Consider the following 16011-nt stretch of genomic DNA (forward strand, 5'->3'; position numbering starts at 1 on the left):
GGACGGCGAAGGAGCGCTGATGGCCGCAGGATCTGGCCGCGAGAAATTTCCGATGGACGCCCTCGCGCAGGAATTGACCCGCCGGTGCGCCGGCGAGGTGCGATTCGACCCCGGATCGCGGGCGACATATTCGACCGACGCGTCGAATTATCGTGCCGTGCCGCTCGGTGTCGTGGTGCCGCACACCCCTGACGACGCGGTCGCGGCGATCGCGGTGTGCCGGGAGCACGATGTGCCGGTGCTGTCCCGCGGCGGCGGCACCAGCCTGGCCGGCCAGTGCTGCAACAACGGGGTGGTGCTCGATTGGACGAAGTACTGCCACCGGCTGATCGCCGTCGATCCGCAGGCGCGCAGCGCGATCGTGGAGCCGGGTATCGCCTTGGACGACCTCAATCGTCAACTGGCGCAATACGATCTGATGGTGGGCCCGAAGCCCGCCACCCATGTGAGCTGCACCATCGGCGGGATGATCGGCAACAACTCCTGCGGCTCCACCGCGCAGGCGTACGGCAAGATCGTGGATTCGGTGCTGCGCATGGAGGTGCTCACCTACGACGGCGTCCGCGCCTGGGTCGGCGGCCCGAAGGCGGACTGCGACAACGAATTCGCGGAACTGCGCGAGCGACTGCTGACGCTCGGCGACCGCTACGCCGACGATATCCGCGCCGCGTATCCGGATATCCCGCGCCGGGTTTCGGGCTACAACCTGGATTCGCTGCTGCCCGAACGCGGTTGCGATCTGGCCAAGCTGCTGGTGGGCAGCGAGAGCACGCTGGTGACGGTGCTGCGGGCGGAGATCCAGTTGGTGCCGCGCCCCGCCGCGATCGCCATGGCGGTGCTCGGTTTTCCGGATGTGTACGCCGCGGCCGACGCGGTGCCGCTGGTGCTCGAACATCGACCGGCGGCGCTGGAGGGGCTGGATCACCGGTTGGTCGAGTTGGAGCACAGCCGCCACCTCGCCGAAAAGGCGATCCAGCAGCTGCCCGCCGGAAAGGGTTGGCTGATGGCGCAATTCGATGGCGCCGACCAGAAAGAGGCGGACGCCAAGGCGAATGCGATGATCGACGAACTGCGCGAGCGGACCGGCGCCGAGGCGACCATGCTCGACGATCCGCGCCGCGAGGCCGAGATCTGGGCGGCGCGTGAGGCCGGGCTCGGCGCGACGGCGTTTCCGCAGGACGGCCCGGAAACCCATGAGGGCTGGGAGGATGCGGCGGTGCCGCCGGAGCGTCTAGGCGACTACCTTCGCGATTTCGAGCGTCTGCTGAAGCAGTTCGGCTACGAATCCAGTTCGCTCTACGGGCATTTCGGCCACGGCTGCGTACACACCAGAATCCCGTTCGACCTGCGCACCAGCACCGGCATCGCGCGCTACCGTGAATTCGTCACCGCCGCAGCACATCTGGTGGCCGGATACGGTGGATCGCTATCCGGCGAGCACGGCGACGGACAGTCGCGCGGCGAGCTGCTGCCGATCATGTTCGGCGATACGGTGGTCGGCGCGTTCCGGGAGTTGAAGCGCATTCTCGATCCGCGCAACCGAATGAATCCCGGCAAGATCGTCGACGCCTACCCGCTGGACAGCAGGCTGCGTCAGGGCAGCGACTACCGACCGTGGGAACCGGTGACCCACTTCGCCTTTCCGGATAACAGCCACCGTTTCAGCGAGGCCGCGGGCCGCTGCGTCGGCATCGGCAAATGCCGGGGCGCGAGCGGCGGGGTGATGTGTCCGAGCTACCGGGCCACCCGCGAGGAGGAGCACTCCACCCGCGGCCGGGCCCGGCTGTTGTTCGAAATGCTCAACGGTGAGGTGATCACCGACGGCTGGCGGTCCACCGAGGTGCGCGACGCGCTGGATCTGTGCCTGTCCTGCAAGGGATGTCGCAGCGACTGCCCGGTCGATGTCGACATGGCGACCTATAAGGCCGAATTCCTGTCCCACCACTACCGGCACCGACCGCGCCCGCTGGCGCACTACTCGATGGGGTGGATCCCACTGTGGGCCCGGCTGGCGACGGGTATGGCGCCGGTGGCCAACGCGCTGGCGCAGGGGCCGACGCGTCGGCTGCTCGCCCGCGCGGGCGGTATCGATCCGCGGCGTCAGCTGCCGCGCTTCGCGAACCGGCGCTTCACCCGGACATTCGACGGCCCAACGGGTTCCGGTGCACGCGGCAAGGTGCTGCTGTGGCCCGACACCTTCACCAACAATTTCGAACCCGGCATCGCCGATGCGGCGGTGACCGTATTGCGTGCGGCCGGATTCGATATCGAAATCCCGGCCCGCACCGTGTGCTGCGGGCTCACCTGGATATCCACCGGACAGTTGCCGACCGCGAAACGCGTACTGCGCCGGACACTTCGGCAGCTGGCACCGCAGCTGCGCGCCGGAACGCCGGTGGTGGTGCTCGAACCCAGCTGCGCGGCCGTCTTCCGCGCCGATCTGCCGGAGCTGCTGCACGGTGACGAGGACGCGCACCGGCTGGCCGGGCAGACCCACACGCTGGCCGAATTGCTCGCCGAGCGGGCACCGGAGTGGAAACCGCCGTCGCGGGCGGGATCCGCACTGCTGCAACCGCATTGCCATCAGCACGCGATCCTGCACCATCAGCACGAGCAGGACCTGCTGTCCGGGATCGGAGTCGACGTCGACGTGCTCGACGCCGGATGTTGCGGCCTGGCCGGTAATTTCGGTTTCGAGCGGGGACACTACGACGTTTCGGTGGCCTGCGCGGAGGACAAGCTGCTGCCCGCCATCCGGGCGGCCGATCCCGAAACCATGGTGCTGGCCGACGGTTTCAGCTGCCGCACCCAGATCCGCCAGCTGACTCCGGGTGCGCGGCCGCGGCATACGGCCGAGGTGCTCGCGGATGCGATCGGCGGTGCGTCATGAACGACGACCTGCGCATCGGCGACGCGATCGACGTTGCGGCATACCGTTTCCCGACCCCGCAGCCGGAGGCCGACGGCACCCTCGCCTGGGATCAGACCACCGCCGTCGTCGTCACCATCGATGCGGGCGGCCGTCGCGGAACCGGCTGGACCTACAGCGGTCCCGCGACGGCCGCGGTGATCGAGACCGAACTGGTCCCGGTGCTGCGCGAGCTGTCCCCGTTCGATATCGGCCGCTGCCGGAACCTGATGTGGCGGCACTGCCGCAATATCGGCAGCACCGCGCTGGTGGCGCATGCGCTCAGCGCGGTCGATATCGCGCTATGGGATCTCAAGGCCCGCCTGCTCGGCGTCGCGCTGACCACCCTGTTCGGCGCGGTGCGGCCGGTGACGCCGGTGTACGGCTCCGGCGGCTTCATCAACCTCGACGACGATCAGCTCGGCGAACAGATCGATGGCTGGCGCGCTGCGGGCTGCCGGGCGGTGAAGATCAAGATCGGCGCCGATCCCGGCCGGGATCTCGCGCGAACGGCGTTGGCCACCAAGCTGATCGGGCCGGACACCCAGCTGATGGTCGACGCGAACGGCGCCTACTCGGTCGGGCAGGCCCGCCGGGTGGGCGCGGAACTCGACCGGCTCGGCGTCAGCTGGTTCGAGGAGCCGGTCACCAGCGACGATCCCCCCGGTCTCGCCCAGGTCCGCGCCGCCGTCCACTGCGATATCGCCGCGGGCGAATACGCATACGGCGCATACGATGCCGCCGCACTGATCGGCGCGGTCGACTGCCTACAGCTCGATGTCACCCGCTGCGGCGGCTACACCGGCTTCCTCGCCTGCGCCGCCGTAGCCGCCGCACACGGACTGGACGTCTCCGCCCACTGCGCCCCCGCCCTCAGCGCCCCCGTCACCGCCGCGATACCGAACCTGCGCCACATCGAATGGTTCATCGACCACGCCAGGTTGGAGCCGCTGCTCGCGGAAGGGGTGCCCCGGGTGGCCGCGGGCGCCATCCGCCCGCATGCCGACGACCCGGCCGACCCCTGCGGCCACGGCATGCGCATCGCGGAAACCGCAGCGCCGTACCGCCTTCCGACGCACGGGTGACGCGAGATCGCGGGGCTACGGCTGCGGGATGCTCAGGCAGGCGACTCGCGCGCCGGCCATACCCGCCTTGCCGTCGGTCGTGTCGGTCTTCTTCTCGTGCACGACGATCGAACCCGGCTCGCCATCGCGGAAGACCCAATCGACATTGGAAACCTGTGTGGCGCTGCCTGATTCATCGGTGGTGAAGTCGAGCCAGAGTTCGTTCTGCGGGTTGGCGTATCGCGCGTCCGTCGACATCTTGCCCTTGGCATTCGGATCTTCCACATTCTGATAGTGGAAGCCGGAATCGGCCGGCTTCGCACCGCACGCCTTCGTGTGCGCATGCGTACCGTAGACGCGGTTCGGCAGCAGTCCGCTGACGGTGAAAGTGGCGGTGGTGGTCTGCCCGTCGTTATCGATCTCGATCCTGGCACGGCTGCCCGCAGGAGCGAGCGTCGTATCGTATGTGACCGCGACCATCCCTTCCTGCCAGGGCTCGAAAGTCCCTTCGGAGACAACGGGATCGCAGGCATTCGCGGGTATCGCGGGACTCAAGAGAACGGCGGCAACGGCACCTAAGAAATATGGCTTGCAATTCATGCGACCAGGCTCCGCCCCAGGTAACGAACCGGTCAACGCTTCCATATGGGGATTTCCGCGCTGCCGACCAAAGCCCTGCTCGCGCGGATACAACGAGAGACGTTGCGCAAGTGGGGGCCGACGCGAGAGAGGCCTACGTGTCGGCGAGACGGGTTTGGGCGCGGCCGACCCCTGCGGCCACGGTATCCGCATCGCGGAATCCGCCGCGCCGTACCGGATGTCCAATAGGCCGCCTCAGCGGCGTCTCAACGAACCGGCTATCGATTCGACCCGCTGAGCGAGCCAAGTCTGTGGGCTGCGGCGGTGTGCTCTGGCGTCGAAATCGCCGTGTGCGCCGTAATCGGCGCCGTCCGGGCGGTCCAGGGGGTGCCAGAGGTTGTCGGCGCGGGGTTCGGCGGCGAGATCGGTTTGCTGGGAGCGGTATCCGGTGCGGGCCAGGTAGCGGTCCAGTAGGGCGGGGCGAGGCGTTGGGCCAGTACCGTGCCGACGGTGCTCGCGCCGACCCAGTACTGTTTGCGGCGGGGGTGGGTGGCGGCGAAAGCTATTGTGTCGGCAATGATTTCGGGCTGGTAGATGGGTGGTACGGGCTGTGGGCGCTTCGGCAGCCTGGACCGCACCCAGGAGAACTGGGGCGTGTTCACCGCGGGCGCTTGCACGATGGTGATGTGCACATTGCTGTGGTCGTGCAGCAGCTCCACTCGCAGCGATTCGGTGAAGCCGTTGATCGCGTGCTTGGCACCGCAGTACGCCGATTGCAGCGGAATCGCCCGCTCCCCCAACGCCGAACCGACCTGTACGATCGCGCCGCGGTCGCGCTCGCGCATGCGGGCCAGCGCGGCCATGGTGCCGTGCACCGCGCCGAGATACGTCACCTCGGTGACCCGGCGGAACTCGTCCGGCCTGATCCGCGCGAAGGGCGCGAACACCGAGACGAATGCGGCGTTCACCCACACGTCGATCGGCCCGAATTCGGCCTCCAGCTTGCCCGCCGCCGCGTCGACGGCGGCGAAATCCGATGCGTCACAGGGCAATATCAGTGCCTCACCACCGAGTGCGCGCACCTCGGTCGCGGCCGCGGCCAGACCCTTCTCGCCGCGGGCGAGCAACCCGATCCGCGCGCCGTCGGCCGCGAACCGGCGGGCGGTCGCCCGCCCGATCCCACCGCTGGCCCCGGTGATCATCACCACTGTCATATCGCTTCCTTCCCATGTATCGGACGCCCGACGGCCGGTTCCGGATCGGGCCATTCCTGTAGCGGCGCAAGGCGAATCGCGGATTCGAGCAGCAGCGCGTGCACGAAGGCCTGCGGCAGGTTGCCGCGCAGCTGCCGCTGGGCGACGTCGAACTCCTCGGCGAACAGGCCGGGTGTGCCGCAGGCCGCGCGATTGCGTTCGAAGAACCGCAGCGCCGTCACCGGCTGTCCGAGTTGTGCCGCGGCGAGCGCCATGGTGAAGCCACAGAACAGGAACGCACCCTCGACCGACTCGAGCGGCCGGTCGTCGTGCCGATACCGATAAACATGGAAATCCACGGTCAATTCGCGCCGGATCGCGCGAAAGGTGGCCATGCTGCGTGGATCATGCGGCGGCACCGCACCGCGGATCATCGGCAGCACCAGCGCCGCGTCCACACCGGGCGTATCGGGGGCGCGCTGCCACCGCCCGGTCGGGTGCACGCTGTCGAGGGAAACCTCGGCCACCAGCGAATCCGCAAGTGCGGCACAGCGACCCGCGTCGACGCCGGTGGCGGTGCAGGCGGCCACCGCGCGCAGCCCGGCCGCGCAGGTGAGCCGGGAGTGCGCCCATCGGCGTTCCTCGATCTCCCAGATGCCCGCATCGGGCCGATTCCGATGTTCCGCGATGGCCGAGATCGCCGCACCGATCGCGCGGCGGTGTTCCTCGGTGAGCCGATCGTGGCGGCCCGCGGCGGCGAACAGCAGCAGCGCCTCGCCGAAGATGTCGAGCTGGAATTGGTCGCGCACCTGATTCCCGACGACGGTGAATCCGCCCGGATAGCCGGGTAGGTCGAGTTCCCTTGCGCGAGGGACAATTTCACCGGACATCGTGTACGCGGGCGCCAGCTTCGGCCCGTCGGTGAGCAGCCGCGCCGCGGTGAATTGCACCGCATCGTCCAGCAGCGGATGCGGGCCGTGCGCGGCGGCCGCCTGCCCCGCGAAACATTGGTCCCGGATCCAGACGTAGCGGTAGTCGTAGTTCTCGCCCTGATCGGCCCGTTCGGGCAGGCTCGTGGTGGCGGCGGCGACCATCCCGCCGCTGCGCCCGGTCATCCCGCGCAGTACCGCGTACGCCTGCATGGCATCGCGCGGCGCGGCCGCATCCGCTAGGTCGGGCACTTCCCGGTGCCATGCGGATTCTGTTGCCGCCCAGAGGTGTTCAGGGTCCGGCGGTTCGTCCGGCAGTTCGGTGTCGGCCAGTTCGAGTACCAGGTCGTGCCGCTCGCCCGCGGCGATCCGCAGGTGATCGGTCCAGCACCGATCACCTGGTGGGCCGGACAGTCGCGCCGATCCCGCACCGGTCCAACGCAATCGGATCGGCCCGAGCCGGGCGCGCCAGCCGCGCTGGACACGGTGCGCCGAGCGCAGCTTCGCCGTACCGAAATCGGCTGCGGGACGCAGTAATACGTCCACCTCGGCGTCCTCGTGCAGCGCGATGATCCGGCGCAGCAGCACCGCCCGCCGCGGATCGCCGGGAAAGGCCAGCGCCTCACGGCATTCGATCAATGCGGATCCGGCCACCCAGTGTGAATGCCAGATGAGGCTGCCGGTCTCGTAATAACCGCCCCACACCGACCGGCGCGCCGGTGTCACCGTGTACATCCCGCGTCCGCCCAGCAACGTCGCGAAAACGGCGTCGCCGTCCCAGCCGGGCAGGCACAGCCACGAGATATCGCCGCGCGGGCCGACCAGCGCACCGCGCTGCCCGTCGGCCAGCAGCGCGTACTCTCGCAGCACATGCGGTTCGCTCGCCGAATCCGGTATCACGATCGCCGAATACCACCATCGGCGCGGGGTAACCGCCGGGCATGGTGAGCTTCGGATACTTTCTAGCCAGCGAACAATTCGGACCGAAAGAACTCGTCGACCAGGCCCGACGCGCCGAACGCGCCGGGTTCGAGCGGCTGTGGATCTCCGACCATTTCCACCCGTGGACCGACGCGCAGGGTCACAGTCCCTTCGTGTGGGGCACCATCGGCGCGCTCTCCCAGGCCACCGCGCTGCCGGTGACCACTGCCGTCACCTGCCCCACCGTGCGCATCCATCCCGCGGTCATCGCGCAGGCCGCCGCCACCGCGGCGGTTCAGCTCGACGGCGGGTTCGTACTCGGCGTCGGCAGCGGTGAGGCGCTGAACGAGCACATTTTCGGCGATCGATGGCCCGCGCCCGCGGTGCGCTTGGAAATGCTGGAGGAGGCGGTACAGCTGATCCGCAGGATGCACCGCGGCGGCACGGTGAATCACCGGGGCAAGCACTACGAGGTGCAGGACGCGCGCATCTATACCCTGCCGGACCAGCCGGTGCCGATCTACCTGTCCGGATTCGGCCCGCAGGCAACACAATTGGCGGCCCGGATCGGCGACGGGTTCTGCACCGTTGTGCCGGACGCGGATCTGGTGGAGACCTTCCGCGCCGCGGGCGGCGGCGACAAACCGGTGCAGGCGGGCACCAAACTCAGCTGGTCGCGGGACGAGGAATCCGGCCTCGACGCGGCGCACCAGCTGTGGGCCACCGACCTGCTGCCCGGCCAGCTCAACCAAACCCTGCCGCGCCCAAGGGATTTCGAGGACGCGATGAGTCTGGTGGACCGCGAGACGGTGCGCACGAATATCGCGAGCGGACCCGATCCGGAACGGCATATCCGCCAGCTCCGGCAGTACCTCGACGCCGGAGTCGACGAACTCTACGTCCAGCAGATCGGGCCCGATCTCGACGGCTTCTTCACCGCGTGGGAGAAGGAGATCATGCCCGCGCTGCAGTGAATCGGTCAGGCGGGCACCGCCGCGGTCGCGCGCTGCCAAACCCGGTGCTGGGCAAGCACAGCCGCGAACTCACGGATGAAGTCCTCCGGAATCCCGCTGCCCGCGACCGGCGTGGTGATCACCCCGTTGGCGACACCGACGTCGCCATCGGTCGATCCGTCCGGCACGACGCCCGCGAGCCGCAGCACCGTGACCCCGCCGCCGAAACCGCCTACCGGCTTGCCGTGTTTGAACGCGCCGAGCACGAAATGCACCGCGGTACCGGCACTCGCGAGAATGTCGGCGGCCTGCGGCCCGCCCGCGACGATCACCCCGTCGTACAGCACCGACGCCATGGTCGGCAAAGCCCGGTCCACCTTCAGGGTTTCACCGTTGTCCCCGTCGCCGCGCAGCGTACCGCCGTGTGGCGCAAGGATTTCGGTGACCGCGCCGTGCTCGGTGAGCCAGGCCCGCACCCGGCGCACTCCGGCGGCGTCCACCCCGTCGGCGGCCAGAATGGCGACCTTCCTGGTGGCGATCGTGTCGGCCACCTTGTTCATGGCCAGCTGGGACAGCGCGGGCGACACCACGGCGTCCTCGGTGCCCGGCACCGGCGGCGGCGCTGGCAAACCGAGCTCACCGGCGACGCGCACCGCCAGATCAGCATCGATGAACGCCAGATGTTCGACGATGCGCAGCCTGATCGCCTCCCGCTCCACCTTCCCGAGTTCGAAGGCGAAGGCCGCGACGATATGGTCGGCCTCCGGCGCCGACATGCTGCGCCAGAACATCCGCGGCTGCCGGTAGTACTCGCGAAAACTGCTGGCGCGCTGACGGATAGCGGCCCCGGTCACCGGTTCGGCGTAATGGCTGAACATGCCGGCGTCGGCGAGCGCCGGGCATCCGCCGCCGATGGTGTTCTTCGTGTACGCGGCCTCCCCGCGCGGAATGGCGTGCTGGCCGTAGCCGTCCTGCTGGTGGTTGCGCACGTCGGCGATCGGCCGGTTGATCGGCAGCTGCGCGAAATTCGGCCCGCCCAAACGGATCAGCTGGGTATCCAGGTAGGAGAAGTTGCGCAGCTGTAGCAGCGGATCATCGGTGAAGTCGATCCCCGGCACCAGATTCGCCGTGTGGAAGGCCACCTGCTCGGTCTCGGCGAAGAAATTGTCCGGGTTGCGGTCGAGCACCATCGAGCCCACCGGTTGCACCGGAACTTGTTCCTCCGGAATGATTTTCGTCGGATCGAGCAGATCGAAGTCGAAGGCGTACTCGCGTTCGTCGGAGACCAGCTGCACGCCGAGCTCCCACTCCGGATACTGTCCGGCCTCGATGCAGTCCCACAGGTCACGCCGGTTGAAATCCGGGTCGTAGCCCGCGATCTGCTGACATTCGTCCCACAGCAGCGAGTGCACGCCGAGTTTCGGCTTCCAGTGGAATTTCACGAAGGTCCCTCGGCCCTCACCGTTCACCAGCCGGAAGGTGTGCACGCCGAAGCCCTGCATCATCCGGTAGCTGCGTGGCAGCGCCCGGTCCGACATCAGCCACATGATGGCGTGCAACGTCTCCGGCTGCTGCGCGACGAAATCCCACAGCGTGTCGTGCGCGGACTGGGCCTGCGGAATCTCGTTGTGCGGCTCGGGTTTCACCGCGTGCACGAAATCGGGGAATTTGATGCCGTCCTGGATGAAGAACACCGGGAAGTTGTTGCCGACCAGATCGTAATTGCCCTGTGCGGTATAGAACTTCGTGGCGAACCCGCGCACGTCGCGCACCGTGTCGGCCGAGCCGCGAGATCCGGCGACGGTCGAGAAGCGCACGAACACCGGCGTTTCCACACTCGGATCGATGAGGAAGCGGGCCGAGGTGAATTCGGCGAGCCAGCCGTTGTAGGGCCGGAAGTGCCCGTAGGCGCCTGCCCCTCTGGCGTGCACCACCCGCTCCGGAATGCGCTCGTGGTCGAAGTGAGTGACCTTTTCCCTGGCGTGGAAATCCGCGAGCAGGGTCGGCCCGCGCTCACCGACCTTCACCGCGTCGTCGGTGCTGTCCACCCGGACGCCCTGCTGGGTGGTCAGGTATCCGGTCTCCCGGTCGACGCGGTAGTTGTCGAGCTGTCGCTGTTTCTCGTTCTGGGCGCCATCGCCCCGATCCTTCGCGGCTCCGTCCATACCGTTCACTCCTCGGTCTTCCTGCGCCAATCGCGCACCGCGTCGCGCACCCGGTCGAACAGCGCCAGCGGCGGGCCCGCGATGATATTGGCGATCGCGGATTCACCCGCGTGCGGATGCGGCCGGGTCGGCGCGACGGCCTCGGCCACCCGCACCGCATCGCTCAGCTTCTTGCGTTCGTCGGCGGAGGTCTGCTGGGCCAGCTGACCGAACTCCTCCTTCTCCTCCATTTCGGCGTGCTCGACCACCGAATTCGCGAATGTCCGGAATTTGGTGTCGAATCCCTCGTGCAGCACACCCATGTCGTACAGCTCGGACAGCACGTGTTTGGCCTCGTTCTCCTCGTGCAGCCTGCTGTCGACGACGCTGTCGCTGACCGAAGCGCGCCGCGACGCCGGATGCACGACCTCCTCCTCGGCGGTCTCGTGGATGGCGAGCATTCGAACCAGATCCTCGAACGCCTCACGCTTGGCCTCACCATGCGTGGTCTCCACCCGCTCGATGAGCCCCTTGATCTGTTCATGCTGCGCGAGCAACAGCGTGACCACGTCTTCTCGCTGCTCTGTGGTCATGTCGGAACTCCTCCCTCGGTGACCGGAACCCCTGCGGTTCCACAGGTCGCGCGTACCCGTGCGCCGGTGCCTCACACCTGACCCGGTCAGGTGTTCAACGCGGTGTCCGGCGCCAGCGCCACGGCATGATCAGCCAGACGGCCGCGAACAGCACGGCCGCCACCGCACCGGCGACCACCGCGGCCACCGGCCCCAGCACGGTGTGGAAAACGAGCAGGATCACCCCCGTCATCGCGACGCCGAGCAGGCCGAGCCCGGTCATCGCGCAGCGGTGCGCCGTGCTCACCACATGGCCTAATCGATGGCGGCGAAACAGAATTCGATGCCAGGACACCGGCGCGACGATGAACACCGTCGCCCCGATCGATGCGCCGACGGTCACCAGATACACCAGGCGCAGCGGATGCGACAGCACCGCGAATCCGGTCTGGAACGGCAGCACCAGCAGGAAGCCGGTCAGGAACTGCACGCCGGTCTCCACCACGCGCAGCTCCTGAATGAGACTGCCCCAATTGCGGTCCAGCCGTTCGGTATCCGTCTCGTGGCGTTCGTCGACCGTCACCGCTTGCCCGGCCTGCTGTGCGCCGTCTCCTGTCGGTTGCGCCGCTCGATCGCCGAAATCAGTTCGTCCTTGGTCATTTTCGAGCGGCCGGTGATGTCGAGCCGCTTCGCCACGTCGAGCAGATGTCGCTTGGACGCGTTGGCATCGACGCCTTCGGCGCTCTCCCCCTTGGGATTCGGGCCACCGCTTTCCGCGCGCTCGTCCGACGGTCCGCGCCTCCCCTTGGGTTCCCAGTGATCGCCGACCTTCTCGTAACCGTGCTTCAACGCGTTGAAGGCGACCCGGTGCGCCCGCTCCTCGCTGCCGTAGTGATCCAGTGCGGAATCGTGCACCTCGGCGAACATGCGCTGCGCCTTCTCCTCCGAGCGCTGGATGGTGCTCGGCAACTCCGACTTCTTCGGTTCTCCGGTCCTGGTCGTCTTCGGCATTTCGCACCGCCTCCTTTCGGCACCAGATGCTCCGGTACTGCCGCGCGTACCCGCTGCACCGCCGATTAATCGGGATCGATCCGGGTATCACGCGCACATGATCCCGTCCATCGATCGACTACTGCACGCGCTCACCCGCGCGGCAAATGCGCTGACGGACGCGGAGATCCGCTTCGCGGTGGCCGGCGGCTGCGCGGCGTACGCGCGCGGCGGCCCCGCCTCCGAACACGATGTCGATTTGTTCATAAAACCCGACGACGTCGGGCGGGCCCGCAGTGCGCTGGCCCGGTCCGGCCTGCGGGTCGCCGACGCCGCCGAGGATTGGCTGACCAAGGCATACGACGGCGAGACCCTGATCGATGTGATCTACCGACCCAACCAGCGCGAGGTGACCGACGAAATGCTCGACCGTGCCGAGGTGATGCGGGTCGGCGCCACAGTGGCGCCGGTCGTCAGCGCCACCGATCTGATGATCGATAAACTGCTCGTCTTCGACGCGCACCGGCTGGACCTGAGCCCGCTGCTGCGCATCGCGCGCGATGTGCGCGAACAGGTCGACTGGTCCGAGGTGCGCCGCCAGACCGGCGAATCACCTTATGCCAGAGCCTTTCTCGGCCTACTGGAAGATCTCGACGTGATCGCGCGGGTGTCGTGATGGACCGCCCGCAGTATCTGGTCGCACATCTGCGCCGCGCACTCGCCGAGGATCCGCGCACCGCCGAACTCGGTGTGCAGGTGACCATCCGTGGCGATGTCGTGGTCCTCGGCGGCGACGTCACCAGCGACGACCGCAGAGAACAAATGGAAACCGTTGTGCGCGAGCTGCTTCCGCAGGCACGCATCCACAACGACGTGCATGTCACGCCGCCGGTGCCGCCCGGCGACGTCGAGGAGTTGCCATGCGAATAGCCGCCGTCGGCGATGTGCACCTGGGTGCGCAATCGCACGGACAATTCCGTCCCGCCCTGCGCGACCTGCGCGAGCGAGCCGACGCGCTGCTGCTGGCCGGTGATCTCACCCGCTGCGGCACCGTCGACGAGGCACGGGTGGTGGCAACGGAATTCGCCGATCTCGGGGTGCCGGTGGTTGCCGTGCTCGGCAACCACGACCACCACGCCGACGTACCGGACGAAATCGCCGCACTGCTCACCGACCACGGCATCACCGTGCTGGAGGGTACGGCCGTCACCATTCCGGTGAACGGCCGCACCTTGGGCATCGCCGGCACCAAGGGATTCGGCGGCGGTTTCGCCGGTAAGTGCGCGAGCGTTTTCGGCGAACGGGTGATGCGCGAATTCGCCTCGCACACCGTCGATCTGGCCGATTCCCTGCGTACCGCGCTGGCGACGCTGGATACCGACGTCAAGGTGGTGCTCACCCACTACTCCCCGATCAGCGATACGTTGCACGGCGAACCACGGGAGATCTACCCGTTCCTCGGCTCATATCTGCTCGGCGAGGTGGTCGACGAGGGCGGCGCGGACCTGGCGGTGCACGGGCACGCGCACGCGGGCGCCGAACGCGGGACGACGCCGGGCGGCATTCGCGTTCGCAATGTCGCCCAGCCCGTCATTCGCGCGGCATACGCCGTCTACGACCTGAATCCCGCGCTGGCCCAGGTCGATTAGCCGTTCTTGGAGATGTCCTCGACCAGGCCGCCGGTATCGGTGTTGCCCAGCGCGTTGGCCACATCGGCCTGCGCCACGATGCCGACCAGCTGGTTGCCGTCCAGCACCGGCACCCGGCGCACCTGATGCTGCTTCATCGTGGACAGCACCTGGCCGGCGTCATCGTCCACCTGCACGGTGACCGGGGTGCCCTCGGCCAGTTCGCTGGCGTGCACACCGGTCGGATCTTTGCGCTCCGCAATGACTTTCACGACGATGTCGCGATCGGTGAGCATGCCCTTGAGCCGGTTGTCCTCGCCGCAGATCGGCAGCGCACCCACATTCAGGTCACGCATCAGCCGGGCCGCGTCCACCACGGAATCGCTGGACCGAACGCACTTCACGCCCTCGGTCATCAGGTCGCGTGCGGTTGTCATCGGATACCTCCTCGCCATTTTCGTCCGACAGCTTCCGGCATCGCGTTACCCGCAACGACCTGGGCTACACACGGACGCGCCGCTGATTGGATCGGCCCGCACCGGGTATCCGCTACCACGGCAGATCCGCTCGACCCGAGAGGACGCAACCATGTTTCCCGGACCTGTTCAACCAACCGACCCCCTCGGCCATCACACCGACCCGCTGGCCTCCTCGGAGCCCGTCTCGCCGGAGCCCCTCTCATCGGATCCGGCCGCCAGGAGACGGCCGCGCGCCGAATTCCCGGATCGCTTCAGGACGAACCGCAATCGCGCGGGCGAGCTGATCGAGGACGGCCGGAATTGGCCGGGCATCATCCTGATCTTCCTCGGCGTCGTGGCCGCCGCGCTCACACTCACCGCGGCGGGCTACGGATTCGCGGGCTGGGCCGTGATCGCGGCCATCGTCGCCGCGGTGTGCCTGATCGGCGGCGCCGCGATCGTGCTCGCCGAACACCGAAGGGTCAAGGCCAAATCGGGCGACCTGCCCGATCCCGGCGGGCACTGATGTCCCCCGTTCGCGGCGCCGCCGCGCTCGGCGCGCTGGCCCTGCTCGCCGCGCTCACCGGCTGCGGTAGCGGCGACAACTCGAATCCGCTGCCCGCCACCCCGACGACGCATCCGGATTTCAGCATCACCTTCAGCTCGCCGTCGGCCACCAAGGACCGGATCAACCTGGATCAGGTGACGCCGGAGGCGGAGAAGCAGCTCTGCGACATGATCGGTCCGGAGACGGGTAACTGGCGCAACCAGGAACCCGGCGTGGGCAAGGTGAGTTTCAATGTCACCGTGCACGATTGGGCGGCACGCAACGGCGGCCTGAACGATCTGGTGATCAAGGACCGCACCGTCGTCGACCGCATCACCGACCAGATGTGTCCGGATATCCGGCGGCAGGCGCTCAGCGCGCTACAGGTCGGCGAACTCGCCGACGCTCTGGCCGGATTCGGCCGCTGACAGGAGTATTCCCATGCGCGACAATGCCTTTCGCATTACAACGGCGTCACTGGGTCTGACCGCCGCACTGCTGCTCGGCGCCTGCGGCACGGCCGAGAAGGCCGTCAATCCGGGCGGCGACACCAAATGCAGCGATTATGTGAACCAGGACACCGGCAAGAAGCGGGTGACCGTGACGAAATTCCTGGAACAGCAGCGAAACGGCCGCGCGCCGACCGATCAGGAAATCGATACCGCGACCACCACCGTGGATCTCATGTGCCAGGCGCAGCGCAATCCCGACACGCCGATAAAGAACGCCGACCTCACCGGGGTCTTCGTACCGAAATAACATACTGAAATGGGGCGCCCGACAACGTTGTCGGGCGCCCCATTTCTATCTCCCGGGTGATACCGCCGGATTACTGCCGGCGGTCCTGGTAGCCGCGCTGCTTGGCCTCGTCCAAGCCGGCCTCGGCGCGCTCACGCTCCGCCTGGGCCTCCTTCTTCGCCGCCTCGCGCTGGCTGGAAGCCTTGTCCTGCTGCGCTTTTCCCTCTTGGCGCAGCTGCTCGTTGCCGAAGACGGTGCCGGCGGCCTCCTTGGCCTTGCCTTTCACGTCCTCGACGACGCCCTCGACGCCTTCGCGGGGGCCGCTCTTGTGTTCGGACACGATATTTACCTCCGAAATATCGGCGCTTGTGTTTCGGACATACTCGA

The 16011-nt window shown here is 67.8% G+C and carries 17 protein-coding genes and 1 pseudogene; 9 read left to right on the top strand and 9 right to left on the bottom strand.

Translation table 11 applies throughout. The features are described from left to right. Positions 1 to 19 precede the first annotated feature (19 nt). Positions 20 to 2890, top strand: coding sequence for an FAD-binding and (Fe-S)-binding domain-containing protein (locus F5544_RS33195; protein ID WP_167476831.1), 2871 nt, complete (start codon positions 20 to 22; stop codon positions 2888 to 2890). After that, entirely contained in the window at positions 2887 to 3993 is a 1107-nt protein-coding gene (locus F5544_RS33200) for an enolase C-terminal domain-like protein (protein WP_167476832.1), read from the top strand. The genes F5544_RS33195 and F5544_RS33200 overlap by 4 nt, the downstream gene beginning before the upstream one ends. A gap of 15 nt (positions 3994 to 4008) precedes the next feature. On the opposite strand, the gene F5544_RS33205 is transcribed toward F5544_RS33200, so the two are convergent. From F5544_RS33205 to F5544_RS33215, 3 genes and pseudogenes are all read right to left on the bottom strand, one after another. Then, a complete protein-coding gene (locus F5544_RS33205) occupies positions 4009 to 4617 on the bottom strand; it encodes a superoxide dismutase family protein (protein WP_203217404.1) in 609 nt (202 codons plus the stop codon). A 201-nt stretch (positions 4618 to 4818) separates the two neighbouring features. After that, positions 4819 to 5765: pseudogene (locus F5544_RS33210) on the bottom strand (SDR family oxidoreductase); the annotation flags it as partial. Further along, positions 5762 to 7573: a glycoside hydrolase family 15 protein gene (locus F5544_RS33215; protein ID WP_167476833.1), complete on the bottom strand. Its 1812-nt coding sequence runs from the start codon at positions 7571 to 7573 to the stop codon at positions 5762 to 5764. The pseudogene F5544_RS33210 and the gene F5544_RS33215, both read right to left, overlap by 4 nt. 41 nt (positions 7574 to 7614) lie before the next feature. Here F5544_RS33215 and F5544_RS33220 point away from each other — a divergent pair, with 41 nt between their 5' ends. After that, positions 7615 to 8568, top strand: coding sequence for a TIGR03557 family F420-dependent LLM class oxidoreductase (locus tag F5544_RS33220; protein ID WP_167476834.1), 954 nt, complete (start codon positions 7615 to 7617; stop codon positions 8566 to 8568). Between the two features lie 5 nt (positions 8569 to 8573). Here F5544_RS33220 and F5544_RS33225 read toward each other — a convergent pair whose 3' ends face one another. The 4 genes from F5544_RS33225 to F5544_RS33240 form a co-directional block, all read right to left on the bottom strand. Next, positions 8574 to 10712, bottom strand: a complete 2139-nt coding sequence (locus F5544_RS33225) for a catalase (RefSeq protein WP_167476835.1) — start codon at positions 10710 to 10712, stop codon at positions 8574 to 8576. Positions 10713 to 10717: 5 nt separating this feature from the next. Further along, on the bottom strand, positions 10718 to 11284 hold the full coding sequence (locus F5544_RS33230) for a hemerythrin domain-containing protein (RefSeq protein WP_167476836.1): 567 nt from the start codon (positions 11282 to 11284) through the stop codon (positions 10718 to 10720). A 94-nt stretch (positions 11285 to 11378) separates the two neighbouring features. Further along, the gene (locus F5544_RS33235) at positions 11379 to 11846 is read right to left on the bottom strand and encodes a DUF6328 family protein (RefSeq protein WP_167476837.1); all 468 of its coding nucleotides are present in this window, start codon (positions 11844 to 11846) and stop codon (positions 11379 to 11381) included. Then, positions 11843 to 12274 carry a ChaB family protein gene (locus F5544_RS33240; protein WP_167476838.1) on the bottom strand — a complete coding sequence of 144 codons (432 nt, stop codon included), beginning with the start codon at positions 12272 to 12274 and terminating at the stop codon, positions 11843 to 11845. The genes F5544_RS33235 and F5544_RS33240 overlap by 4 nt, the downstream gene beginning before the upstream one ends. 97 nt (positions 12275 to 12371) lie before the next feature. Here F5544_RS33240 and F5544_RS33245 point away from each other — a divergent pair, with 97 nt between their 5' ends. Genes F5544_RS33245 through F5544_RS33255 form a run of 3 tightly spaced genes read left to right on the top strand, consistent with a single transcriptional unit; the run spans position 12372 to position 13902 of the window. Further along, positions 12372 to 12929, top strand: coding sequence for a nucleotidyltransferase family protein (locus tag F5544_RS33245; RefSeq protein WP_167476839.1), 558 nt, complete (start codon positions 12372 to 12374; stop codon positions 12927 to 12929). Beyond that, positions 12929 to 13183, top strand: a complete 255-nt coding sequence (locus F5544_RS33250) for a BON domain-containing protein (protein ID WP_167476840.1) — start codon at positions 12929 to 12931, stop codon at positions 13181 to 13183. The genes F5544_RS33245 and F5544_RS33250 overlap by 1 nt, the downstream gene beginning before the upstream one ends. Continuing rightward, on the top strand, positions 13174 to 13902 hold the full coding sequence (locus tag F5544_RS33255; RefSeq protein ID WP_167476841.1) for a metallophosphoesterase family protein: 729 nt from the start codon (positions 13174 to 13176) through the stop codon (positions 13900 to 13902). Before F5544_RS33250 ends, F5544_RS33255 begins: the two co-directional genes overlap by 10 nt. On the opposite strand, the gene F5544_RS33260 is transcribed toward F5544_RS33255, so the two are convergent. Next, positions 13899 to 14318 carry a CBS domain-containing protein gene (locus F5544_RS33260; RefSeq protein ID WP_167476842.1) on the bottom strand — a complete coding sequence of 140 codons (420 nt, stop codon included), beginning with the start codon at positions 14316 to 14318 and terminating at the stop codon, positions 13899 to 13901. The genes F5544_RS33255 and F5544_RS33260 overlap by 4 nt on opposite strands. A gap of 151 nt (positions 14319 to 14469) precedes the next feature. Between F5544_RS33260 and F5544_RS47355 the strand changes: the two genes are divergently transcribed. From F5544_RS47355 to F5544_RS33275, 3 genes are read left to right on the top strand one after another with little or no spacing between them, the layout of a single operon-like run. Beyond that, positions 14470 to 14865: a hypothetical protein gene (locus F5544_RS47355; RefSeq protein ID WP_342760394.1), complete on the top strand. Its 396-nt coding sequence runs from the start codon at positions 14470 to 14472 to the stop codon at positions 14863 to 14865. Continuing rightward, positions 14865 to 15314 (top strand): hypothetical protein, encoded by a 450-nt coding sequence (locus F5544_RS33270; RefSeq protein WP_167476843.1) that lies wholly within the window; start codon positions 14865 to 14867, stop codon positions 15312 to 15314. The genes F5544_RS47355 and F5544_RS33270 overlap by 1 nt, the downstream gene beginning before the upstream one ends. A gap of 13 nt (positions 15315 to 15327) precedes the next feature. Then, positions 15328 to 15645 (top strand): hypothetical protein, encoded by a 318-nt coding sequence (locus tag F5544_RS33275; RefSeq protein ID WP_167476844.1) that lies wholly within the window; start codon positions 15328 to 15330, stop codon positions 15643 to 15645. A 70-nt stretch (positions 15646 to 15715) separates the two neighbouring features. On the opposite strand, the gene F5544_RS33280 is transcribed toward F5544_RS33275, so the two are convergent. Further along, entirely contained in the window at positions 15716 to 15964 is a 249-nt protein-coding gene (locus F5544_RS33280; RefSeq protein ID WP_167476845.1) for a CsbD family protein, read from the bottom strand. Between the last annotated feature and the right edge of the window lie 47 nt (positions 15965 to 16011).

The organism is Nocardia arthritidis (assembly GCF_011801145.1).
Lineage (GTDB): Bacteria > Actinomycetota > Actinomycetes > Mycobacteriales > Mycobacteriaceae > Nocardia > Nocardia arthritidis_A.